Annotated in this window: 26 protein-coding genes; 21 read left to right on the forward strand and 5 right to left on the reverse strand. The window is 37.7% G+C overall.

Translation table 11 applies throughout. From position 1 onward, the window contains the following. Positions 1-339 precede the first annotated feature (339 nt). The 4 genes from SAZ04_RS01445 to SAZ04_RS01460 all read left to right on the forward strand — a co-directional run bounded on the left by SAZ04_RS01445 (position 340) and on the right by SAZ04_RS01460 (position 3,073). Positions 340-1,413, forward strand: a complete 1,074-nt coding sequence (locus tag SAZ04_RS01445; RefSeq protein ID WP_332689953.1) for a CAP domain-containing protein — start codon at positions 340-342, stop codon at positions 1,411-1,413. Positions 1,414-1,737: 324 nt separating this feature from the next. After that, the gene (locus SAZ04_RS01450; protein ID WP_332689956.1) at positions 1,738-2,172 is read left to right on the forward strand and encodes a YlbD family protein; all 435 of its coding nucleotides are present in this window, start codon (positions 1,738-1,740) and stop codon (positions 2,170-2,172) included. Positions 2,173-2,195: 23 nt separating this feature from the next. Then, the gene (locus SAZ04_RS01455) at positions 2,196-2,459 is read left to right on the forward strand and encodes a YlbE-like family protein (protein ID WP_332689959.1); all 264 of its coding nucleotides are present in this window, start codon (positions 2,196-2,198) and stop codon (positions 2,457-2,459) included. Between the two features lie 185 nt (positions 2,460-2,644). Then, positions 2,645-3,073: a hypothetical protein gene (locus tag SAZ04_RS01460; RefSeq protein ID WP_332689962.1), complete on the forward strand. Its 429-nt coding sequence runs from the start codon at positions 2,645-2,647 to the stop codon at positions 3,071-3,073. On the opposite strand, the gene SAZ04_RS01465 is transcribed toward SAZ04_RS01460, so the two are convergent. After that, positions 3,063-3,836, reverse strand: a complete 774-nt coding sequence (locus SAZ04_RS01465; RefSeq protein WP_332689965.1) for an ATP-grasp domain-containing protein — start codon at positions 3,834-3,836, stop codon at positions 3,063-3,065. The genes SAZ04_RS01460 and SAZ04_RS01465 overlap by 11 nt on opposite strands. A 75-nt stretch (positions 3,837-3,911) precedes the next feature. Here SAZ04_RS01465 and uvsE point away from each other — a divergent pair, with 75 nt between their 5' ends. From uvsE to SAZ04_RS01480, 3 genes are all read left to right on the forward strand, one after another. Continuing rightward, positions 3,912-4,889 carry a UV DNA damage repair endonuclease UvsE gene (gene uvsE / locus SAZ04_RS01470; protein ID WP_332689968.1) on the forward strand — a complete coding sequence of 326 codons (978 nt, stop codon included), beginning with the start codon at positions 3,912-3,914 and terminating at the stop codon, positions 4,887-4,889. A gap of 59 nt (positions 4,890-4,948) precedes the next feature. Next, on the forward strand, positions 4,949-5,389 hold the full coding sequence (locus SAZ04_RS01475) for a YlbF/YmcA family competence regulator (protein WP_332689971.1): 441 nt from the start codon (positions 4,949-4,951) through the stop codon (positions 5,387-5,389). A gap of 163 nt (positions 5,390-5,552) precedes the next feature. Then, positions 5,553-5,831, forward strand: coding sequence for a YlbG family protein (locus SAZ04_RS01480; protein ID WP_332689974.1), 279 nt, complete (start codon positions 5,553-5,555; stop codon positions 5,829-5,831). 102 nt (positions 5,832-5,933) lie between these two features. Here the strand turns inward: SAZ04_RS01480 and SAZ04_RS01485 are convergent, their stop codons facing one another. Next, on the reverse strand, positions 5,934-6,323 hold the full coding sequence (locus SAZ04_RS01485; protein WP_332689977.1) for a DUF7147 family protein: 390 nt from the start codon (positions 6,321-6,323) through the stop codon (positions 5,934-5,936). Between the two features lie 588 nt (positions 6,324-6,911). Between SAZ04_RS01485 and rsmD the strand changes: the two genes are divergently transcribed. Further along, positions 6,912-7,463: a 16S rRNA (guanine(966)-N(2))-methyltransferase RsmD gene (rsmD, locus tag SAZ04_RS01490; protein ID WP_332689980.1), complete on the forward strand. Its 552-nt coding sequence runs from the start codon at positions 6,912-6,914 to the stop codon at positions 7,461-7,463. A 14-nt stretch (positions 7,464-7,477) separates the two neighbouring features. Then, positions 7,478-7,963, forward strand: a complete 486-nt coding sequence (gene coaD, locus SAZ04_RS01495) for a pantetheine-phosphate adenylyltransferase (protein ID WP_332689983.1) — start codon at positions 7,478-7,480, stop codon at positions 7,961-7,963. Between the two features lie 59 nt (positions 7,964-8,022). Here coaD and ylbJ read toward each other — a convergent pair whose 3' ends face one another. After that, a complete protein-coding gene (ylbJ, locus tag SAZ04_RS01500) occupies positions 8,023-9,249 on the reverse strand; it encodes a sporulation integral membrane protein YlbJ (RefSeq protein WP_332689986.1) in 1,227 nt (408 codons plus the stop codon). A 197-nt stretch (positions 9,250-9,446) separates the two neighbouring features. Between ylbJ and SAZ04_RS01505 the strand changes: the two genes are divergently transcribed. Continuing rightward, positions 9,447-10,256, forward strand: a complete 810-nt coding sequence (locus tag SAZ04_RS01505) for a patatin-like phospholipase family protein (RefSeq protein ID WP_332689989.1) — start codon at positions 9,447-9,449, stop codon at positions 10,254-10,256. Then, on the forward strand, positions 10,237-11,274 hold the full coding sequence (locus SAZ04_RS01510; protein WP_332689992.1) for a SepM family pheromone-processing serine protease: 1,038 nt from the start codon (positions 10,237-10,239) through the stop codon (positions 11,272-11,274). The genes SAZ04_RS01505 and SAZ04_RS01510 overlap by 20 nt, the downstream gene beginning before the upstream one ends. 93 nt (positions 11,275-11,367) lie before the next feature. Here the strand turns inward: SAZ04_RS01510 and SAZ04_RS01515 are convergent, their stop codons facing one another. Next, positions 11,368-12,582, reverse strand: coding sequence for a nucleotidyltransferase (locus SAZ04_RS01515; protein WP_332689995.1), 1,215 nt, complete (start codon positions 12,580-12,582; stop codon positions 11,368-11,370). A gap of 274 nt (positions 12,583-12,856) precedes the next feature. On the opposite strand from SAZ04_RS01515, the gene SAZ04_RS01520 reads away from it, so the two are divergent. From SAZ04_RS01520 to SAZ04_RS01535, 4 genes are all read left to right on the forward strand, one after another. Then, positions 12,857-13,372 (forward strand): YceD family protein, encoded by a 516-nt coding sequence (locus SAZ04_RS01520; RefSeq protein WP_332689998.1) that lies wholly within the window; start codon positions 12,857-12,859, stop codon positions 13,370-13,372. A 97-nt stretch (positions 13,373-13,469) separates the two neighbouring features. Next, positions 13,470-13,643, forward strand: a complete 174-nt coding sequence (rpmF, locus tag SAZ04_RS01525; RefSeq protein ID WP_144450654.1) for a 50S ribosomal protein L32 — start codon at positions 13,470-13,472, stop codon at positions 13,641-13,643. A 176-nt stretch (positions 13,644-13,819) separates the two neighbouring features. Next, positions 13,820-14,581, forward strand: coding sequence for an enoyl-CoA hydratase/isomerase family protein (locus SAZ04_RS01530; protein WP_332690001.1), 762 nt, complete (start codon positions 13,820-13,822; stop codon positions 14,579-14,581). 329 nt (positions 14,582-14,910) lie between these two features. Then, on the forward strand, positions 14,911-15,480 hold the full coding sequence (locus SAZ04_RS01535) for an RsfA family transcriptional regulator (RefSeq protein WP_332690004.1): 570 nt from the start codon (positions 14,911-14,913) through the stop codon (positions 15,478-15,480). 63 nt (positions 15,481-15,543) lie between these two features. On the opposite strand, the gene SAZ04_RS01540 is transcribed toward SAZ04_RS01535, so the two are convergent. After that, entirely contained in the window at positions 15,544-16,062 is a 519-nt protein-coding gene (locus SAZ04_RS01540) for an N-acetyltransferase (protein ID WP_332690007.1), read from the reverse strand. Positions 16,063-16,244: 182 nt separating this feature from the next. Between SAZ04_RS01540 and SAZ04_RS01545 the strand changes: the two genes are divergently transcribed. The 6 genes from SAZ04_RS01545 (at position 16,245) to ftsL (ending at position 21,143) form a co-directional block, all read left to right on the forward strand. After that, a complete protein-coding gene (locus SAZ04_RS01545; RefSeq protein WP_332690010.1) occupies positions 16,245-17,156 on the forward strand; it encodes a 2-dehydropantoate 2-reductase in 912 nt (303 codons plus the stop codon). Next, positions 17,153-17,533 carry a DUF3397 domain-containing protein gene (locus SAZ04_RS01550; RefSeq protein WP_332690013.1) on the forward strand — a complete coding sequence of 127 codons (381 nt, stop codon included), beginning with the start codon at positions 17,153-17,155 and terminating at the stop codon, positions 17,531-17,533. The genes SAZ04_RS01545 and SAZ04_RS01550 overlap by 4 nt, the downstream gene beginning before the upstream one ends. Before the next feature lie 84 nt (positions 17,534-17,617). Then, entirely contained in the window at positions 17,618-19,237 is a 1,620-nt protein-coding gene (gene bshC / locus SAZ04_RS01555; protein ID WP_332690015.1) for a bacillithiol biosynthesis cysteine-adding enzyme BshC, read from the forward strand. Positions 19,238-19,389: 152 nt separating this feature from the next. After that, the gene (mraZ, locus tag SAZ04_RS01560; RefSeq protein WP_332690018.1) at positions 19,390-19,821 is read left to right on the forward strand and encodes a division/cell wall cluster transcriptional repressor MraZ; all 432 of its coding nucleotides are present in this window, start codon (positions 19,390-19,392) and stop codon (positions 19,819-19,821) included. Between the two features lie 23 nt (positions 19,822-19,844). Beyond that, positions 19,845-20,777: a 16S rRNA (cytosine(1402)-N(4))-methyltransferase RsmH gene (rsmH, locus tag SAZ04_RS01565; protein ID WP_332690021.1), complete on the forward strand. Its 933-nt coding sequence runs from the start codon at positions 19,845-19,847 to the stop codon at positions 20,775-20,777. Positions 20,778-20,795: 18 nt separating this feature from the next. Further along, the gene (gene ftsL / locus SAZ04_RS01570; RefSeq protein ID WP_332690610.1) at positions 20,796-21,143 is read left to right on the forward strand and encodes a cell division protein FtsL; all 348 of its coding nucleotides are present in this window, start codon (positions 20,796-20,798) and stop codon (positions 21,141-21,143) included. Positions 21,144-21,258: the final 115 nt, after the last annotated feature.

The raw sequence follows: 21,258 nt of genomic DNA on the forward strand, positions 1-21,258 counted from the left end.
GCAGTGAGCGGAGCCGGTGCTATCATTTGAGCGGAGCTATGAGTGACTTTCTCATAGCATTGCGTGCACCGAGAGGAGCCAATGCTACTTTAATACAAAAAGGGTGGTTTTCCCTTTTTGAACAACATCCAAGCAGTGCAAATCCTATGGTTATTTATGTTCGACACTTTCAACTTTAAAACCGACAGAACCTTACATAGTTAGTGAAAGGAATTACCAAGGTATATTGCGAATTTTCTTTGTAAGGAATTATATTGAGGAGGAAGAAAACTCATATACTTGATTTCTGGTCGTTCATTTATTGGAATTTGTGGCCAGGTAATAGAGAGAGGGGAATGTATGAAGAAGAAACATATGGTTACTGGCGGCCTTTTGTTATTCTTATCGATCGTTGCTTTCGAAAAGATATATGAAGCTGAAATAGCTGAGTGGTTCGAGCAACCAGTTCTTATTGATGAACAGGGACAATCTGTTGAAGAAGTGGCTTTTATAGTTGCTGATTCTTTCATTGAAGAGGAGAATATTTCGTTTGCTGAGCATGAACGTTTTATTGGGTTAACTGCTGATGAGGTCAAAGCTGAATTTGGAGAACCGACAAGAATTGATTTATCTGCTTATGGATATGATTGGTGGATTTATCCTTTTTCTATTGATTCATATATGCAAATTGGTATGGAAGATGACCAGGTTGTAACGGTTTTTTTAACAGGAGATATTAGCGAGAAGTCGCTTTCTTTAGGCCAAACTTACAAAGAATTAAATGAACTTCTACACTTCCAAAAAAATGTTGAAATAAAAACGAACGATGGAGTTTATCAATTTGAGTTGACAAATGAAGATGTAAACATGAGACCACTTGTAGAGTTAGATGGTCATTGGGTGCAATTTTACTTTGATACCTACACGAATGAACTATCTAGCATTCGAATCAGTGTAGATGAGGTGTTAATTAGACAGAGACCTTACTCTGTTTCTTATCGAGGCTCTCTTCCTGAACGCTCTACCTTATCCAAGGATGAATGGTTTAAAATTGAAGAAGGCAATGCTAGACAAATTTTTGATTTCACCAATGTTATTCGTTCACGCCACGGATTAGATCCATTTGAATGGGAAGGGAAAGTCGCGGACGTTGCTTATCTTCATAGTATGGATATGAGTACGAATCAATTTTTTTCTCATACATCTCCGACATATGGAGAATTATCGGATCGATTCACTAGTGGTGATGTGCCTTTTATGTTAGCTGGCGAAAACATAGCCGCAAAGTACATTGATGGTTTAGCATCTGTTGAAGGGTGGCTCAATAGTGAAGGACATCGTGTAAATTTATTACATGAGGAATTTACTCATTTAGGAGTAGGGGTTTTTCAGGAATATTATACACAAAATTTTATGACACCATGGCAATTGTAGAGGGGCAAAGAGGTCGTTTCATTGACCTTTTTGTCCCCTCTTTGTTAACTGTTTTGGAGAATCAATTATAAAGAATGTTCCAATAGCTCGTGCAACCAATTTCTCTTTTTTATCATAGACTTTCTGTTACACAAAGTTGTTTCCGCTATGACTTAAGGAGGCGATACAACGTAATTCCTTATTCTCCTCAACATCTTGCATTCTTCAATATCCTTTTTCATATTGTAGCAAAAATACTTTAATCAGCAACTTGAAAAATGGGCGCACGTTGGACTGGGCATTTGTGTAAACTATGATAAAGAAGATAAGGAGGGTGATTGAGAAATGGTTTCGAAACAGGGATTACATCCTTCTGTGCAAGAATTTAAACAGTTCATGAAAGAGCACCCAGTCCTTTTAAAGGAAGTAAAGGAGGGACGAAAGACGCTCCAGGGGCTATTTGAAGAATGGAGTGTATTAGGTGGAGACCATGAGCAATGGAACTCATATACTCAAAAGAAATCAGCTGGTGTTCATGCTGAGGAGTCGCACCAGCAAGAGCCTGAGAAAGAACAGTCGACTCAAAGTGCAACAGACGCTCTCGGACAAATTATGGGGATTGTCAAACGAATGAACGTGCAAGATCTTCAAAATCATCTAGGACAATTTAGCTCAGTGTTATCAAATGTTCAAAATGTCATCCAGTCATTTCAAAAGCAGCCTGATAACCAACCTAATCAAAGACAGCAAGATCATCCATTTTCATTTCGACGTGATTAAATTTACGTTAGGGGGAATGTAACATGAGAGTGAATATTCAGCAATTGTTACTTGAACGACCAGAGTTGCGTCACTATATAAGACAGCACCCTAACTGGTACCGTAAGCTAAGCAGAGACCCTAGTCAAATTGCGTTGTTAGAAAAAGAAGCTAATCAATTTTATGGTCGTACTTTACCGCAACGGGTAGAAAAGGTACAAAATTCTCTTGGGCTGGTCATGATGATGATGGAAATGCTTAAGATGGGGCAAGCAACGGTTGCGGGAGCGCAAGGACCTAGCCAATAAAATTGGCAGGTCATTTTTTTTGAAATTATTTCAAAAAGGCTAGACGTTGTTTTCTAAAGGGTTTTTTTCATTCTTTTTGATCCACCTTTGGGTGAGAGGTCTTTGTAAATTTTTATGAGATCGAATAGAAGGATGACAGTAGAGGTATTCTAGAAAAAAACCTTACTGTTAGAGGAGTATGAAAAATGAAGAAGATTATCTATGTAGCTCCTATTGTTTTGACAATGACACTGGGAGCTATTGCTACTGTATGCGCGGAAGAAGAACCGAATTTAGAAGTGGTAAAAGTGGTTCCTATTCAAAGTACAGGAATGGTTACAGTTGCAAACAATGATTCTAAATTAATGATTGACTATGATATACGAGAACAAAGTGTATTTATTGAGTGCTTCGTGAACCAATTTCACTTTAAAAAAGAAAAAGTCGGAATGCTTCACCAGGAAGGGGAAGGGCATATCCGACTATACATAAACGATGAACATGTTGATACACTATACGAACCTGCTTTTATTATTAACGATCTGCCTTCGGGTGAACATGAAATAAAAGTGGTAATTGTAAAAAATGATCGTTCTCCATACGATATGGAGGAAACGATTCTTGTTACGATTTAACGACTGTTTTCTGCAAGTAGTCGTAGATTGTTTTCTCAACCGAAACACCTAACTGTTGAAATCCCTGGTTGCCAAAAAGTGTATTAAATTCGAGGAAGTAATATTTTCCACCAGCTGAAATAACATCGAATCCAGCATGATTAATGCCAAGATCTCGAGCTGTTTTGCGAACTAAGTTAATTGCCTCAGTTGGAATATCATCAAATGAAATACGGGCACCTTGGGCAACGTTATTTCTGAAAGAATTCCTCTCATTAATTCGCCAATAAGCAGCAATGACGTCATCTCCAACAAAGCAAACACGTAAATCACGATCAATGGGTAGATACTCTTGTACATAGAAATAAGGATTGTTTTCAGCGTATTCATTAAATTGTTTATGGTTCTCAATCAGAAAAACACCTTTTCCCATGGAATTTCGGATTTCTTTTGCGACAAAAGGAAATGGAAATTCATCAAACACTCGGTTAATATTCTCATGATTTCTACCTAAAATGACCGTATTTGGTACATGTTCAGGACAAACACTCCATAACCCACGGGTTACTTCAATTTTATTGAAACCCATTTGAATCGATTGAATACTGGGGAAAATGTTTTTTTTCATTCCATATACGAGTGCATTTACTTGCCAATTCTCAGGAAACAGGCAAACATCTGCTTCTTCTATTTTCTTTCGTTGCTCAAACATGTGTTCAGGCTTAACATATTGTATACCTGGCATTCCAATAGTTCGGAATGGGTTAAATGTAACGATCTTCAACAACATACACCTTCTTCTTCATCCATTTTAAATAAGACGAATGAATTATAGACAAAGAAAGATGGGAAGTCAATCATGGATAACAATTTATCAATTCGACTTGGTTATGTAGCAATGAGTATGTTACTTTCCAATGCATCTCCTTCCAAAAACGTAACAGTGAAACAATTTGAGCAAATTGCAGATCGAGAGGCTGGCATCCGTAAATTAGAAAGAGTAGCGATAGCCAATTTAGAAAATTGCTTGCGAATATTAAAACACAATCAGGCCCATGATATTACTTTTTTTCGTTTGTCCTCACGAATTGTCCCCCTAGCTAATCATCCACTAACGGAAGGGTGGAAATATGAAGGAACGTTAGCTCCCATGTTGAAGCAATTAGGAAAATTTATTAACAAGGAAGATATGCGAGTAGATTTTCATCCAGATCACTTTGTAATCTTAAACAATAGCTCAAAAGAAATTTTACAGCAATCGTTACGAACTTTGCTTATGCATTATAAACTACTTAAGGGAATGGGTCTCTCTCATGTTCATCGATGTGTCCTCCATGTTGGAGGTAAGAAGGAAGGCAGGGAAGAAGGACTTGAGCAATTTATTAACAACTTTGCGAAAATACCTAGTACAATACAAGAAATGATTATATTAGAGAATGATGATGTTAACTATCCAATTGAAGATGTGTTATACCTTGGAGAAAAATTACATATACCTGTTGTCTTTGATCTTCATCATTATGATGTGTTACACGAGTCAACAGATCTGTTGTCATTGTGGAAACGAGTTGTAAATACGTGGAAAGATAGCTCTTTGCCAATGAAAATACACATTTCTAGTCCAAAAGAAAGTATGAATGACAGAAGACACCATGATTTCATTGACTCTAAAAGATTTTATGATTTTATGAAAAAGGTAGTTGGTACTGTTGAACATCTGGATGTGATGATTGAAGCGAAACAAAAAGATGTTGCCTTACTAAAATTAACAGAAGAGCTTACAAATTTACATGGAATGCAAGTCAGATCACCATCATCCATTAATTTATATTTGTGACTGTCATATTAAACGATTTAGGCAGGTTATGTTATACTGTTTTTTAGGAGGTGTGGATCATGCTCGCAACTATTTCAACATTTGAAGTAATGGATGAAGCAAGTGAACTGGGGCAAGCAGTTCTCCATTCTGAATCTTATCAGCAATATATAGAAGCAAAAAAGGTACTACTAGCGGATTCGAAAGCTCAAGAGCGAATTCAAACGTTTAATAAAATGAAGGACCAATATGAAGAAGTACAACGTTTTGGGAAATATCACCCAGATTACGATAAAGTTTCAACTGAAATACGCCAAGTGAAACGTGACCTCGATTTAACACCATCTGTATCTGTGTTTAAGAAAGCGGAACGTGAGCTTGAATCTCTCTTAAATGAGATAAGTGAAGTGTTAGCCAGAGCTGTTTCTGATACGATAAAAGTACCTACAGGCAATCCATTTTTTGATAATATGTCATGTAGTGGTGGTTGTAGTTCAGGCGGAGGTTGCGGTTGCAGTTAAACGAGAGTGAAGCGAAATGCTTCTCTCTCGTTTTTTGCCAACAAGCTTGGTGTGTGTCTCATGAGTCGGTATGTTTCGAATACGTCGAAGACAACAGATCTATTGATTGAAAAGTCAGAACATGCTAGACTGAAGCAAGATCAAAATTAAAGGAGAACAATATATGTTAGGTTCGAAACGTCAAGGAGTTGCTGTATGGCTTACATCACTAAAGTTTGCAAGGCAACTACGTCGATTTGGTAATGTTCATTATGTCTCAAAAAAGATGAAATATGTTGTTTTTTACTGTGATCAAGAGAAAGTTGAAGATACGATGAAGAAATTACAGTCTTTTCCATTTGTGCGAGATGTAAAACCGTCGATGCGACCTTTTATTGAAACGGAATTTCAAAATGCTAAGCCAGATAAAGCAAAAGAGTATGATTATAAAATGGGCATATAATTGGGTGACTCAAAGGTAGCTGAATGCGACCGAATGGAGTCACTTTTTTTCTGTGAAAAAGGGAACAAAGCTCCCTATTTGAAAGGCCTCTTTTAAGGAATGTTATTGAAGGGGTGGAATATACCGGTTCATCCGAAGCACGCCAATAAGATATTGATAATATAAATCATTTTCCTCAAATTGATCAGATGACTTTACTTCAAGTTTATGGATTGTTTTTTCTACTTGCTTAGAAAGCTGTTCAAATAATCGATAACGCTCGGTAGGTTTACTATTTGGGTTGTGAATACCTTCTAAACAGAGATAAAACGGCATCATTTTACCTGGTTCAGCTGGATGTAAAATGAGAACAAGCGAAGATTTTTCTTGATGATTTATTTTTGTATCAAGGCGTAGGAGCATATGTATTCTAGAATGATTGGATCTAGCTATCTCAAGTAATTCATATAAATCATTGTACCCTTCACCTAGTAAAATAAAGCGTTGAATCATTTCAGTACCCCTTCTTTCTATAGAACAATCTACAACAAAAAAATGTAGCATGAATCAAAGAGCTTGTCGAGCAAAAAAAAACCTCGCAAGGAATCCCTTGCGAGGTGCCCATACACATACTATGTATGTAATAAGGCTATGGGAGAGGAGAAACCGGAGGAAGAACTTATGGGGAAACGTAAGCCTTCTCCGCGGTTGTAGCAACACTATAAGAGTGCTACTAGTTGAAGTATGACCGTAATCTCGTTATTTCATACATACAAACTAGAAAATATTACAACGCAATATAGAAATGCATGTTTTGAAACCTTCTATCAAGCAAGAGTAATACGTTGCATCACTTCTTATCACTCGTGACAAACTGAAAGTAGAAGTGGACGACTTGAGATTGTTCAAAATGGAGAAAATGACTCTTTTTGATTCTTTCAAAGGTGTTAATGAGTTCAATGATTTCACACGCTGGTCATTGCTTCGAGATTGTTCCAAAAGGTGAAAATCAACCTTTTGGAACAATCTCTCTAAATGATTTTTGGATTATTTTTATGGTAGGATAGAGTAGATTATGTAAGTAGAGGATAGGTGGAAATAGTGAGAGTGATATCAGGAGAAAAACGTGGCTTGTCTTTAAAAGCTGTACCAGGATCTTCAACAAGACCTACCACGGATAAAGTAAAAGAATCGATTTTCAATATGATTGGTCCATATTTTCATGGAGGAACTGCATTGGATTTATATGCTGGTAGTGGAGGATTAGGGATTGAGGCAATCAGCCGTGGAGTAGAGAGAGCTATTTTCGTAGATCAAGATCGAAAAGCGATTGAAACAATCAAAAAAAACTTACAGCAATGTTCGTTTGAAGATCACTCAGAAGTTTATCGGAATGATTCGGCAAGGGCATTAAAAGCATTGATTAAACGAGAAATTACTTTTTCGTTTATTTTTCTAGACCCACCTTATGCAAAGCAAAATATCGTAAACGAAATAAGTATCATTCTCGATTATGAGTTGCTTGAAGAAAGTGGGATGATTGTTTGTGAACATGATTCATCAGTGAAACTTCCAGCTGAAATTGGAAAAGTTAAGGTATATCGTTCAGAAATTTATGGAGATACAACGATTACAATTTATATATATAAGTAGAGAGGAGTGGCGAAATGGCGAGTATAGCTGTATGCCCAGGGAGTTTCGATCCTGTGACATTAGGTCATTTAGATATCATTACAAGAGGTGCTTCTGTATTTGATAAAGTGATTGTTGCCGTCCTCCACAATCGAAATAAGCAACCGATGTTTTCTGTGGAGGAGCGCGTTTCATTACTTGTAGAAGTTACAAAAGATCTTGAAAACGTCGAGATTGATTCGTTTAATGGTTTATTGATTGATTATATGAAGGGGAAGCAGGCCAACACGATAATTCGAGGACTTCGAGCCGTTTCAGACTTTGAATATGAGATGCAAGCAGCTTCCATAAACAAGAAGCTCGGTCCTGAAATTGAAACATTTTTTATGATGACAAATAATCATTATTCTTATTTGAGTTCCAGTATCGTAAAGGAAGTTGCAAAATACAATGCTAACGTTTCAGATATTGTTCCGGATGTAGTAGCAGAAGCGTTAAAAAACAAATTTGATAATTTATAAGGCGCACTAGAAAGGATCTGCCTCTGGGGTTAAACCCTTTGGTTTTGATTCTCATTGTTCTATTTTAGTTTAGCTAATGCGCTACTGGCAGTTAACAAGATAAATACAATCAGCATCATGAGGGTGAAAAGCGACCCGTATTGAACAATCAGATTCCACGTTGATGTGAACCATGAGCTTGATTGTTCTCGTAAGAAAACGGGTATGGCTTGCCAGTCTCTAGCAGCTAATTGGTGCTGTACATAAAATGGATTCCATAATAAATAGACTAGAAAAGCGGCGATAAAACCATGTAGTACTCGAGCAATGAAAAATGGCTTGAAACGAATATCTGTCTCGGCGATAATGCTAGCAACTTGTGCCTGAATAGAGAACCCACTAAAAGCTAGGATAAAACTTGTTACAATTACTTGTTCTAGTAAACGAACAGAAGATGTTTCACTCGCCATTTGTGCTCCAAGAGTCATTTCAAATAAGCCTGAAATAAGAGAAGTGTCTAATTCACTTGGCAAACGAAAAAATGTTAGAACGACTGAAAATAATGTACCGAGTAAAGTGACTATTCCAACTAAGCTTAATATTTGATTGAGGACAGAAAATAAAATGATAAATCCACCGATCATTAGCAGCGAGCGAACAGATGATTGGACTGCATCACCAAGTAGCTTTCCGACGGGGCGCCCATCACGAATTCTTTCTTCGTGAAGCAATTTAATGGCTGTAAATAGCCCACTAACTTTTGGTTTAAGAGGCGGACTAGCTGCTTCTTCTTCCCTACCATGAAAACGCATAATAAGACCGACGATAATATTACCTAAATAATGAGCAAGTGCCAGAACGATTCCTAGAGCGGCATTATGAAAGAAACCTACTGCAATCGCCCCAAAAATAAAAAGTGGATTTGAAGAACTAGTAAAACAGACGAGGCGTTCTGCTTCAATTCTTGATACTTTTTTTTCGTGTCTAAGACGTGCTGTGATCTTTGCACCAGCAGGGTTTCCAGATGCCAGTCCCATCGCCCAAACGAATCCACCGACACCAGGTACCCGAAAAAGCGGGCGCATTAGTGGTTCAAGTAATGCACCTAGGAACGTTACCACACCAAACCCAATTAGTAGCTCTGATACTATGAAAAAAGGTAACAATGCTGGAAAGACAACATCCCACCAGATTTGCAATCCTCGAATCGATCCCTCAAGAGCTACTTGTGGATAGATCATAAGAGAGGCTGCTAGTAAAATGCTAAGTAGAGCAAGTGAGAGGGTTTTAGTTATGGATAAAGACATCAAATAGAGGCCTCCTTTTAGCGGTTGTTCTTGAACAACTTAGAAGCAATAAGCGTAGCCATTGCATCTCCCTTTTTAAACATGCTCTTATATGTAAGATTCTTGAACATGTCCATAATATAACTATACGTATACGAGCTCGTAATAGACCATATGATTTAGATTGAGGCAACCAAAAATGTGAGGAGAGGATAAGTGTGGCGAGAACTCGTCCAAAAATCGGTCTTGCACTTGGTTCTGGTGGGGCACGTGGTTTTGCTCATATTGGTGTATTAAAAGTGTTAGAAAAAGAAAACATTCCAATTGACTATATAGCAGGTAGTAGCATGGGAGCGTTAGTTGGAAGTTTATACGGCGTTGGACAATCGCCGTATAACTTAGAGCGATTCGCTTTATTATTTCGAAGGAAATATTATATTGATTTCATTGTTCCAAAGCTTGGGTTTGTGGCAGGGCAAAAAGCGAAGGATCTTATTCGTATGTTAGCGAAAGGGAAAAAGCTAGAAGAATTATCTCCGCCGGTTGCGGTCGTTGCGACTGATATTAAAAATGGTGAAAGAGTAATCTTAACAGAAGGAGACGTTGCTACAGCGGTCAGGGCAAGTATTGCCATCCCAGGTATATTCGTTCCAGAAAAAATAGGGGAACGGTTACTTGTTGACGGAGGTGTGATCGATCGCATTCCTGTATCGGTAGTGAAAGAGATGGGAGCAGATGTTACGATAGCTGTTGACGTTTCTTATTTTCGAACGGAACCAGAGTTACATACCATCTATGATGTGATTATGCAAAGTATGGATATTATGGCACGTGAAATGATTCGTGTTCAAGAATTTGATAGTTCCGTTATGATAAGGCCAATCGTCAAGCATTCAAGTTCCCTAGATTTTTCTGGAGTTGAGCGTTTGATTCAATGTGGTGAAGATGCAACATTGGATAAATTAGATGAGATCAAAAGTTGCATTGCAAATTGGAAGGAGAACAAACATGACAGGGTCGAGGATTAAAAAAAGATGGATCTTCTTTATTATCGTTTTGCTTTTTCTACACTTTTATCAGCTCCCTTACTATTACTCTCAACCTGGAGGAGCAAAGGTTTTAGATCAAGTAATTGACGTAGAAGATGGATATACAGAAGAGGAAGGCTCATTTATGTTAACAACTGTTCAAATGGGGAAGGCCAATCTCTTCTTTTATTTATGGGCACAGATGAGCCCTTACAGAATGGTTTATCCTGAGGAACAACTACGTTATGAAGGAGAAACAGATGAAGAATATCAACATCGTCAGTTAATGGCAATGACGAGTTCCCAAGAAGTTGCGAAAATTGTTGCATATGAAGCAGCAGATAAAATAGTTAAATACGAACATTATGGAGTTTTGGTTACGACATTGATTGAAGGAATGCCAGCTTACAATGTATTAAGAACAGGTGATCACATAATTGAAGTAGATGGAGAACAAGTGCAGACTGCAGAGCAATTAATTGAAAAGCTACAAGGGATGGATGAAGCAGATACAGTAAAGCTAACGGTGAATCGAGAAGGGAAGACCGAAGTAGTGGAGCTTGGTTTCTCGCCTTTTCCTGACGGATTGAACGCACCTGCAGGAAGAGTAGGAATAGGTATATCAGCTCCCGTAACGGACAGAGAAGTGTCATTTAACCCAGATGTAACAATTGATACGAGTCAAATAGGGGGACCTTCTGCAGGATTAATGTTTTCTTTGGAAATTTACAATCAACTTTTAGAAATCGATATTACGAAAGGGTATGATATTGCCGGAACAGGTACGATTAATGAGGCTGGTGAAGTGGGAAGAATTGGTGGGGCTAATCAAAAAGTTGTAGCTGCAGATAAAGCAGGAGCAGATTATTTCTTAGCTCCACATGAAGGTGGGGCTAATCATTCAAATTATCAAGAAGCACTCGATGCAGCTGAAGATATTGGAACCGATATGAAAATCATTCCAATTGATACATTTGATGAAGTGTTGGCCTTTTTAGAGTCGCTTCCGCAAAGGTAGTTGTAAACAAACAAAAAGTGCTTGTTTGAGATTTGTCTCAAACGGCTCTTTTTGTTTGAAGTAACTAATGGAGATGCAAATGCCATCCTTTTCTTAATGTTTGATTATAGGTCGTCTTGAGAATTGTTCACTCATCTCTTTACGGCGTATCTCACTTGAAAGTGGAGCTAAATAGATATTTGTTGCGCGCTCTTCAAGGAAAGCTGTTATTCCTTTTGCTTTTGCGGGCTTTGTTATTAATGGAATACGACGATGCTTCTTTGAATGATTTAAATAAGCTTGGCCAGTCATATTCATTCCTAACAAGCGGATATATTCAGGTGTTTGTTGCGTTAAAGCTTCTTTCATTTCTAGTTTCGTTGTATTGGTTAAAATATGAGTAGCCAATCGCTGAAGTCTCGTCCACGTATAACGTTTTGTTTTTAATTGTTGCATCCAGTCAGAAAATGAAGTTGCACGCTTGGTGACATCTTGAACCCGATATTCCAGACCTTCTTCGCATTCATATATCATTCGTAAGTGATTAACAGGTGTTGAAAGAACTTTGTATTGTAATAAATCATAGTAATCTTCCCAAGTATGCAGTAAATTGTAGGACTGTTTGTATGAGATAAGAAGTTGAAAGGACTCTTCTGGCATGACATGCTTTATCTCTGGTATTCGATCTTCTTGAATGGCTTGACGAATACTTGTAGCGCTGGCAATTGACCCTTCTGAAATCTCTTGATCATGATAATGAGCTTGACGTCGTAAAGTTGTAGTAGCATGAATCGAATGTCCTTGCTCTTGAATCGCTTTCATATAATGAAAACCTAATATATTATTCGGTTGTGTTAATGAAAGGGTGTCTGAGTCCGGGTTTAATTGCGTAAATGCTACAGAGGTTGCCCGGGGATAACTATAACCTAATTTCATATTTTCTTTTACAAGTTGATCAAAAGTGCGCTTGTTTTTATTCATAAATGTAAGTAAATATTCAAAGTCCTGTACCTTTCCTGACTCACTGCCAAAATTGATGAAGTCAACGTCCATTTCAGCTAAAAGAGAAATGGCTCCATTCGCAAACGATTCTGCTTTTTGGGTAGAATAAATATATGGTAGCTCAATGACTAAGTCGACTCCACAAGCGAGTGCCATTTGTGTTCTATACCACTTTGAAACAATTGCAGGCTCACCTCGTTGTAAAAAGGAGGCACTCATAATTGCTATTACAACATCTGCATTTGTTAGTTGTCGTGCTTTCTTAACTTGGAAATGGTGTCCATTGTGAAATGGGTTATATTCGACTACAATTCCGACTGCTTTCATTAAAATCACCTAATCCTTTATAGCAATGTGAATTCATTAAATCACCTAATTCTAGGTAGAAATCATTCTTGATCGTTTTATTTTTAAGGTCTTTGTACTTTGGATAAATAGAGTATCTTTACTCTTCTTTTATGACATGCTACAATAAACGTCATGCTTTAAACAAGTACTAGCTCTAGTCAGTTTATTATAGTCAATCAAGTGTAAAGAAAAAAGGTTGACATTCAAATAGTGTAGAGCTATACTTAATTTTGTTGTCTTAGAGGTGATCGAAATGAAATGGTCATTACAGCAATTAACTGTAGCCAAGCGCGAACCATTTACATTTGAAGAAGAAATTGACTTATCTAGCTTAAAAGAATTAAATCCAGAAATTAGGGTCGTCTCTCCGTTTCATGTTAAAGGAGAACTCATCTACTCTGGTCCACTGCTTACCTTTTTGCTTGATATCAAAGGAGAGTTAGTTCTTCCATGTGTCAGAACTTTAGCAGATGTGAAGTTTCCAATTGATCTTCATGTGACTGAGCATTTTCATCAAGCAAATGATTATGTAACAGCAGATGTCGATCATGATGATATCAACTTTTTTGAAGGTGAAACCGTTGATTTGCTCCCTGCCATTAAAGAAAGAATTTTACTTGAGATTCCGATTCAAGTATATGCGGAAGAAGAGGCAGAACGTCTTGCGCCGCCATCCGGGAAAGATTGGGGACTCATTACGGAGGAAGATCACAACAATCGAATTGATCCAAGATTGGCTGATTTGGCAAAGTTTTTTGACAAGAAATAGGAAAATCGAAGCACCGGCAACGGTCGGGCCTTCATTTCATATACCAACTTAAGTGAACGAAGTTGGATTTTATAGATTTTTTAAGGAGGTGGGAATGATGGCAGTACCATTTAGAAGAACATCGAAAACTCGCAAAAACAAGCGTCGTACTCACTACAAATTAGCGGTACCAGGTATGACTAAATGTCCTGAGTGTGGAGAATTAAAGCTTGCTCACCGTATTTGTAAAGAGTGTGGCTCTTACAAAGGCCAAGACGTGATCAGCAAGTAATTGGATATGATCAATTAGACGAAGAGTTCCTCTTCGTCTTTTTTGTGTTTGCACTAATCAGTTATATTGCTGGTAATTCTTTGAGACATCTTTAGAAGTGATTTGACATCAGAGGAGAAAATATGGATATGTCGAACTACTAGTGCTAGTACAATTATAAAAGGGAGAGAGCATATTTGGAGACTGTACAGATTAAAAACTATGGTAACAGTGTGACCTGGATTCAAATTGATCGAGAAGAAATAAGGAACGCTGTAAATGTACAGGTGATGGAGGAATTAAATCATGCGTTAACGCTAGCTGAAAGGGATGCTAGTGGCATTGTTGTTATAAGTGGTTCGGGAAAACGCGCTTTTTGTTCTGGCGGAGATTTGTCAATGTTTCAATACTTGAAATCCGAAAAGCAAGCGAAGGAGATGCTATTGAAAATGGGGGCAATCTTTGAAAGGCTAGCATTTTTTCCAAAAGTAACAGTAGCTGCTCTAAATGGAACCGCTGTTGGGGGAGGGAGCGAGTTAGCGACAGCCTGTGATATAAGAGTTGGCGCTCCTCACGTAAAAGTAGGCTTTGTTCAAGGGAAACTTGGAATAACAACAGGTTGGGGAGGAGGTACGTTACTCTTTGAGAGAGTAACAAAAAACATAGCGCTAGACATGTTGCTCTCAGCTAGAATGTATAGTGTTGATGAGTTATATAAAAAAGGGTACTTGCAAAAAGTTGTTTTGAACACGTCATTTCCTGAAGGGGTTATTGAGTACCTAACACCGTACCTAATGCAAAATAAAGGTGTGTTACAAGCTTATAAAGCAAGATTATTAGATCAATTAGATCGAACGAAAATACATAGAAATATCGAAAATGAAATTCATAACTGTGCCAAGTTATGGGAGACGGATGCACATCATGAAGCTGTTCAAGCCTTTTTAAATCGCTCATAAGAGTTTCGGTACTAGATTTATGAATACATCTTGGAAAATCGGTAATACTTGTCTACTAGAGGTTGTTCAAAAAGGGTGATTTAACTTTTTTGAACGACCACGAAGCAATGAGCAGAGCCGTTAGCATGTTTTAAGTCAGTTCTGAGTTGGTTTCCAGAAACTTACACATAACGAGCGAGCTATTGCCCACTCCTTTTTGATCAACCCCTATCAGAACGAAAACTATCTTCATAAAAGGGAAGAGAATATCATTTTTTTACTAATAATAAGTCTTTCTACTCTAGTAGATGCATACGAATAAGTAAATGAGACTTTTGAGGAGGGATTCTATGACAACGATTCGCCAAGATGCATGGAGCACCGATGAAGATTTGATTTTAGCTGAAGTTGTTCTTCGACATATTCGAGAAGGGAGTACACAACTTTCTGCTTTTGAAGAAGTTGGAGAACGCTTATCTAGAACGAGCGCAGCATGCGGATTCAGGTGGAATTCAGCTATCCGTAAAAAGTATGAATCAGCTATTGCGCTAGCGAAAAAACAGCGGTCAAAAGGGAAGAAACAACTGTTTGAGAAAACAGAATGGCTTGAAGAGAGTAGTGAAGAAGTTACTGAGCCAGTTGCAACGTTACCAGAGGTTAGAGAAGACATCCAAGAGAAAGTAGAGAAGAATGGGAAAGAGACATCTTCAATAACGATGGAAACGGTATTGTCTTTTTTGTCAAACTATCATGAAAGCATGAAAAATCGTATTCCGACCGAGGAAATTGAAAAGTTAAAAATTGAAAATGCAAAGTTGCAAGAAGAGCTTGAAAAAGTAAAAGAAGAAAAGAAAGTGATGACAGAAGACTATCGAGCTCTATTGTCTATTATGGATCGAGCGAGAAAGTTATCTATTTAAAAAACACACATGAGCCTAAGAGGCGCTCATGTGTGTTTTCTTGTGCGTGAAAGTGACAAGTGATTAATTGATATTTTCAGTTGATTCAACATTGATGAGTTCTTGATCAGTTTGTTGCTCTTTAACCCCTGTTGGATACCAGACAAAAGGACTTTCGCCACGATCTCTAGTAGCATCGTACGTCGCGGCCTCAAAACCGATGTGGGTCCAGAAATCACTTGAGCCTTGTCTGGCATTTGTCTTAATAGGGAGGCCGAATGATTTTGCAAAGTTCACTAATGTTTTTCCATAGCCTTTCTTTCGATAGGGTTCTAATACTTCTAGTTTCCACAGCTCTAAATAATCTTGTGGGGGATTGAAATAACGATCAAATTTACCGGCGATGCGATATAAACTCATTCTAGCGACGAGTTTATTACCGTAATATATTCCATAAAACGGTGATTCGCTATCATTTTCAATCATATTAGCTTCTAAGTCACCTTTCATTGAAAGTTCTGCAGAGCCATATTCGCGAAAGTTTTTAAATTCTTCTAATGTTTTATAGTTTACAAGTAAACGCTTAACTTCATAATTTTGCATGTCGTTATCCTCCTTTAAGTAAGCATATTCTTTTCTATTTTACTACAATTTCTGTTGGGAGCGTTTAAAAATGTCCGTTTTTTTACCAATGTTGAAAAGTTTTAATAATCAGATTATTAATAATCGTTCGTTTTACTAAAAGGTATGGTACAATTTTCTTAAAAATTCAAGGAGTAATAAAAGTGAAAATTGTAATTGTAGGATCAGGTTCTATTGGATTGTTAGTAACTTTTTATCTCGCCAGTCACCAGCACGCTATAGTGCTAGCAACCAATCGAAAGGACCAAGTAGATGTTATTAAAGAAAAAGGAGTGCATGTCGTTCGTCATAATCAAACAGCTAGAATGAATGTATCTGTGTCTACTTTTTCTGACATGAAATGGGATGAAACGATAGATCTTTTAATCGTGGCTGTGAAGTCTTATCAGGTTACAAGCGTGTTAAAGAAAGTTCATTCTGCAAAAGTGAAATCTATTTTGTTTTTACAAAATGGGATGGGACATACGGAGATATTTTCTAAATTAGCTATACCAGAATTGGCTGTGGGTGTTATCGAGCATGGGGCGTTACGTAAAAATGATTATACCGTGCATCATACAGGAGTAGGAAGAGTAAGGTGGAGTTATGTACGTGAGAGTTCAGGGGTAGTAAATGAGATATTAAAAGGGATTATTGATCCTAACTTCCCTGTTAAACAAGAGCAGGACTGGTTTTCTATGTTAGAGGGTAAACTGGTTGTCAATGCTTGTATCAATCCAATAACAGCATTACTTCAAGTTGAAAATGGTGAACTAGTAAAGAGTGAACATTATTTATCTATGATGAAGTTAGTGTTTAATGAAGTAATTTCTGTTGTTGGATGTACAAACGATGCAGAAATGTGGAAGTATGTTTGTCATGTTTGTGAAAAAACAGCGAATAACCGCTCTTCGATGTTTGTGGACATTGTGAATAATCGGAAAACAGAAATCGATAGCATTGTAGGATATTTGATTCGAAGAGCCCGGGATCAAAAGAAGTTCATGCCTATATTAACATTTCTTTATGAGGGGATAAGGGCAAAAGAAATTGAACAATGGGGGGACTGCTCATGAGTGAGGTTGTAGCTTGGGTGATTGCCACGATCGTAACGATTCCACTTTTAGGATGGTACATCATCTATATTTTTTCTGCAAAAATGTCAAAAAATAAATCTAAGTCTATTCAGCGTGCTTCTGACTGGACGACAGTCCTTTTTATGATTGCTGTTAATTTTATTATTGTTGAGCTTTGGGCTAAGTCCTTTCTTTGGGTTATATTAGCAGTCTTCTTTTTTGTTGCTCTTATTTTTACTTTTATCCATTGGAGGCTTGCTGGAGATATACATGTTGGAAAGTTATTCAAAGGAATTTGGCGTTTTAATTTTCTGTTGTTTTTTATGACGTATTTATTTTTAAGTGGATTTGGATTACTTCTAAGGATTTTAAGTTAATCCTTCGTTCGTTACACTTGGTCAATTGCTTGTACTTTGCTATGATGGAAAGGAATTTAGTAATACGAAGGGACGTCTATACATATGGAAGTAAGAGAAATCAACTTAACATCTAATACTGGTTTTATGAGTGAGTATATAAGCGGAAGAAAAGTGAACGAAGATTTTTTTGATTATTCATATAGTGATACGGATAAATATAAAAAAAGAGTCGATAACATCTTAACAAGAACATATAAACGGAACGAGGTGGCAGATTATCTAACGTCTGTTCACTCGTCTCTTGACTATGAAGATCGAGCGCACGTTCAAATAGAGAAGCTACGTAAACCCAACTCAATGGTCGTTGTCGGCGGGCAGCAGGCTGGTCTTTTAACTGGACCTTTGTATACGGTCTATAAAGCAATGTCTATTATCATATTAGCGAAACAACAGGAAGAAAAACTAAATTTACCTGTCATTCCGATTTTCTGGATTGCAGGAGAAGATCACGATGTTGATGAAATACGGTTTGTTTACAAAAAGAAAATAGGACGATGGAAAAAGCATTTGTATCATGACAATATCCCAATTGCATCTGCGTCCTCTCTTTCACTAGATTCAGCAGAAATAGAAAAGTGGTTACAAGAGATTTTTGCTACGTTGCCTGAAACAGCTTATACGAAATCGTTACTTGATAAAGTTACTTTTTTTTCCAGTCAATCGACGACATTTGTTGATTTTTTTCGGAAAGTGATGAATTGGTTTTTTGGAAAAGAAGGTTTGTTATTATTAGATGCTCATGATCCGGCAATTAGAAAGTTAGAAGTTGACTATTTTATGCGATTAATTCGAGATGTTGAATGTGTTCAAAGTGCCCAGCAAGAAGGCGCACATGCATTTTTAAAAGCTGGTTATGGTGAGCCGATTGTAACAGATGATAAAAATGCTCATTTGTTTTTTGAGATAAATGGGGAGCGGAAACGACTTGACTATCAGGAAGGTGTTTTTTCTGTAAAGGGAATAGATGTAACATATACAAAAGAGGAATTAACAAACATTCTAACTAAAAACCCGGAAAGATTTAGTAATAATGTTGTAACAAGACCTTTGATGCAAGAATGGTTGTTACCGGTTCTGTCATTTGTGTCTGGTCCTGGTGAATTATTGTATTGGGCTACGCTAAAAGAAGTCTTTGCTCATTTTAATGTGAAAATGCCTCCTGTAATACCGCGAATTCAACTGACATTTATTCCACGACATATTGGAAAGTGGTTGGTGGAAATGAATTATGACATTAAACCGTTTTTACAAGGGGAAATGGAAGAAGTGTGTGAGGCTTGGCTTGAGGAAGCAACATCATTTCCGGTCAGTGAGGTGATAGATAAGGTTAGGAATGAATTGGCAAGTAATCATTACCCAATACGTCAACTTGCAGAGGAAATGGATCCGACGTTAGCTAAGTTAGGCGAGAAAAACCTTGCTATAATGAATGATCAAATAAATTTCATGGAAAAAAAGATGAAACATTTTGTTCGACAAAGCCATGAGCATACCCTTTCGAAATTTACAGAAACAGGGCACTGGCTCACGCCGTTAAATCGTGCCCAAGAGCGCATAATTCATCCGATTATGTTGATGAATGTCATCGGAGAGGATGGATTCAGGCGATTGTTGTCAATGGAGATGTCGGTTAGCGACAAGCATAAAATCGTCTATTTGTAAATTTGTGTTATGTTTTTCCGTCGAAATGTGGATAAAAGATCCTGCCTTATGGTGGGTTTTTTTTTGTTGTGGATAATTCAAAAAATTATTGTGGTGCGAAGTGGAGGAATGTGGTAACTTAAGGGTAGTAAGTGGGGGGAGATGGGTAAGCGATGTTTATGGGTGAATATCGCCATAACGTAGATGAGAAAGGTCGTATGATTGTTCCGGCGAAGTTTCGGGATGATTTAGGCTCGTCTTTTGTTGTGACCCGTGGGCTTGATCGTTGTTTATTTGTTTATCCACAGGAAGAGTGGAAGAAGCTCGAGGACAAATTAAAAACCCTGCCCTTTACTAAGAAAGATGCACGAGCGTTTACGAGATTTTTCTTTTCTGGCGCGACTGAATGTGAAATAGATAAACAGGGGAGAGTAAATATAGCCTCTCCACTTAGGGAATATGCACAACTTGAAAAGGAGTGCGTTGTGATTGGAGTTTCCAATCGAGTGGAAATTTGGAGTAAAACGATTTGGGAAGATTATTTCGCTGAATCAGAGGAATCATTTAGTGAAATTGCTGAAAATATTGTAGATTTTGATTTGTAGAGAGTGCCTTTGGAGGTAGTGAAATGTTTCATCATATTACGGTGTTAAAACAAGAATCAGTGGATGGACTAAACATCAAACCAGATGGGATTTATGTGGATTGTACATTGGGTGGTGCTGGACATTCATCCTTAATTGCGGCACAACTGGGGGAAGATGGACATCTTTATGCATTTGACCAAGATGGCAAAGCATTAGCGCATGCAAAAGAGCAATTGCAGGTTTACGCAGGAAAAGTAACATTTATTAAAAGTAATTTTCGATATTTAAAACGTGAACTAGAACAGCTAGGAGTTACGAAGGTAGATGGGATATTATTTGATCTTGGAGTATCGAGTCCTCAACTAGACGATGCAGAGCGTGGGTTTAGCTACCATCAAGATGCTACTCTTGATATGAGGATGGATCAAACAGCAGAGTTATCAGCTTATCAAGTTGTAAATGAATGGCCGTTTGAACGACTTCTCAAAATCATAGCAAGGTATGGAGAAGAAAAGTTTGCCAAGCATATTGCCAGGAAGATAGAAGCGCATCGAAACAAGAAAAAGATTGAGACAACAGGGGAACTTGTGGAAATCATAAAAGAAGCGATTCCAGCCCCGGCTAGACGTACTGGTGGACATCCTGCCAAGCGGACATTTCAAGCCATTAGAATAGCTGTCAATGATGAATTAGGAGCTTTCGAAGATGCTTTAGAGGATTCAATCTCTTTACTAGCTTCAGGGGGGCGGATTTCTGTCATCACGTTCCATTCATTAGAAGATAGGCTCTGTAAAGAAGTGTTTCGAGAAAAAAGTAAGGGTCCAGATCTTCCACCGGGTTTGCCGATTATTCCAGAAGGTCATGAACCAATTTTAAAATTGATTACAAGGAAACCGATTGTAGCCTCAAATGAGGAACTAGAAGCGAATAATCGATCACGATCAGCAAAATTGAGAGTGGCAGAAAAACGATAAGGGGGAGTAAAATTGAGTATGGTAGCGCGTAAGTTTCAAGAACAAGAACAGAGGAAGATACAAACTAGAACGCGTGTACGTCGTGTTCGTAACCCGATAACCGTTGGTGAAAAAGCGATTGTTGGGTTGGTTACGTTGATCATTTTTATCGTACTAGGAGTGATGGTTCATAATTACGCAACTCTTTACAGTGCAAACCAAGAAGTTTATCAATTAGAACAAACAATCAATCAGCAAACACAGTTAAACGAGGGGTTAACATTACAAGTAGCTGAACTGAGTGCGCCAGATCGTATTTTACATATAGCTTCAGAGAAACTTGGGATGTCCCTTGATGATAATAAGGTGAAAGTCGTGCAAAACTAGTTCAGCGATGAGCTAGTTTTTTCAGCTAAGAGAGTGTTTCAAAACAGGAGAAAATTGATGGACTTCTTGAAGTAACTCTTAAAATGGTATAATTTGTAACGCTGTAATCGAATCT

It is taken from the genome of Halalkalibacter lacteus (genome assembly GCF_036663595.1).
GTDB classification, from domain to species: domain Bacteria; phylum Bacillota; class Bacilli; order Bacillales; family Bacillaceae_D; genus Halalkalibacter; species Halalkalibacter lacteus.

What these genes read in the sequence shown, in the direction of transcription:
- SAZ04_RS01485 (WP_332689977.1), bottom strand. Translation starts at nt 6,323, where the DNA reads ATGATTCAACGCTTTATTTTACTAGGTGAAGGGTACAATGATTTATAT.
- SAZ04_RS01450 (WP_332689956.1), top strand. Translation starts at nt 1,738, where the DNA reads ATGGTTTCGAAACAGGGATTACATCCTTCTGTGCAAGAATTTAAACAG.
- SAZ04_RS01515 (WP_332689995.1), bottom strand. Translation starts at nt 12,582, where the DNA reads ATGAAAGCAGTCGGAATTGTAGTCGAATATAACCCATTTCACAATGGA.
- coaD (WP_332689983.1), top strand. Translation starts at nt 7,478, where the DNA reads ATGGCGAGTATAGCTGTATGCCCAGGGAGTTTCGATCCTGTGACATTA.
- SAZ04_RS01535 (WP_332690004.1), top strand. Translation starts at nt 14,911, where the DNA reads ATGACAACGATTCGCCAAGATGCATGGAGCACCGATGAAGATTTGATT.
- mraZ (WP_332690018.1), top strand. Translation starts at nt 19,390, where the DNA reads ATGTTTATGGGTGAATATCGCCATAACGTAGATGAGAAAGGTCGTATG.
- SAZ04_RS01510 (WP_332689992.1), top strand. Translation starts at nt 10,237, where the DNA reads ATGACAGGGTCGAGGATTAAAAAAAGATGGATCTTCTTTATTATCGTT.
- uvsE (WP_332689968.1), top strand. Translation starts at nt 3,912, where the DNA reads ATGGATAACAATTTATCAATTCGACTTGGTTATGTAGCAATGAGTATG.
- SAZ04_RS01455 (WP_332689959.1), top strand. Translation starts at nt 2,196, where the DNA reads ATGAGAGTGAATATTCAGCAATTGTTACTTGAACGACCAGAGTTGCGT.
- ylbJ (WP_332689986.1), bottom strand. Translation starts at nt 9,249, where the DNA reads ATGTCTTTATCCATAACTAAAACCCTCTCACTTGCTCTACTTAGCATT.
- rsmH (WP_332690021.1), top strand. Translation starts at nt 19,845, where the DNA reads ATGTTTCATCATATTACGGTGTTAAAACAAGAATCAGTGGATGGACTA.
- bshC (WP_332690015.1), top strand. Translation starts at nt 17,618, where the DNA reads ATGGAAGTAAGAGAAATCAACTTAACATCTAATACTGGTTTTATGAGT.
- SAZ04_RS01540 (WP_332690007.1), bottom strand. Translation starts at nt 16,062, where the DNA reads ATGCAAAATTATGAAGTTAAGCGTTTACTTGTAAACTATAAAACATTA.
- SAZ04_RS01445 (WP_332689953.1), top strand. Translation starts at nt 340, where the DNA reads ATGAAGAAGAAACATATGGTTACTGGCGGCCTTTTGTTATTCTTATCG.
- SAZ04_RS01520 (WP_332689998.1), top strand. Translation starts at nt 12,857, where the DNA reads ATGAAATGGTCATTACAGCAATTAACTGTAGCCAAGCGCGAACCATTT.
- SAZ04_RS01550 (WP_332690013.1), top strand. Translation starts at nt 17,153, where the DNA reads ATGAGTGAGGTTGTAGCTTGGGTGATTGCCACGATCGTAACGATTCCA.
- SAZ04_RS01460 (WP_332689962.1), top strand. Translation starts at nt 2,645, where the DNA reads ATGAAGAAGATTATCTATGTAGCTCCTATTGTTTTGACAATGACACTG.
- rpmF (WP_144450654.1), top strand. Translation starts at nt 13,470, where the DNA reads ATGGCAGTACCATTTAGAAGAACATCGAAAACTCGCAAAAACAAGCGT.
- SAZ04_RS01475 (WP_332689971.1), top strand. Translation starts at nt 4,949, where the DNA reads ATGCTCGCAACTATTTCAACATTTGAAGTAATGGATGAAGCAAGTGAA.
- SAZ04_RS01480 (WP_332689974.1), top strand. Translation starts at nt 5,553, where the DNA reads ATGTTAGGTTCGAAACGTCAAGGAGTTGCTGTATGGCTTACATCACTA.
- ftsL (WP_332690610.1), top strand. Translation starts at nt 20,796, where the DNA reads ATGGTAGCGCGTAAGTTTCAAGAACAAGAACAGAGGAAGATACAAACT.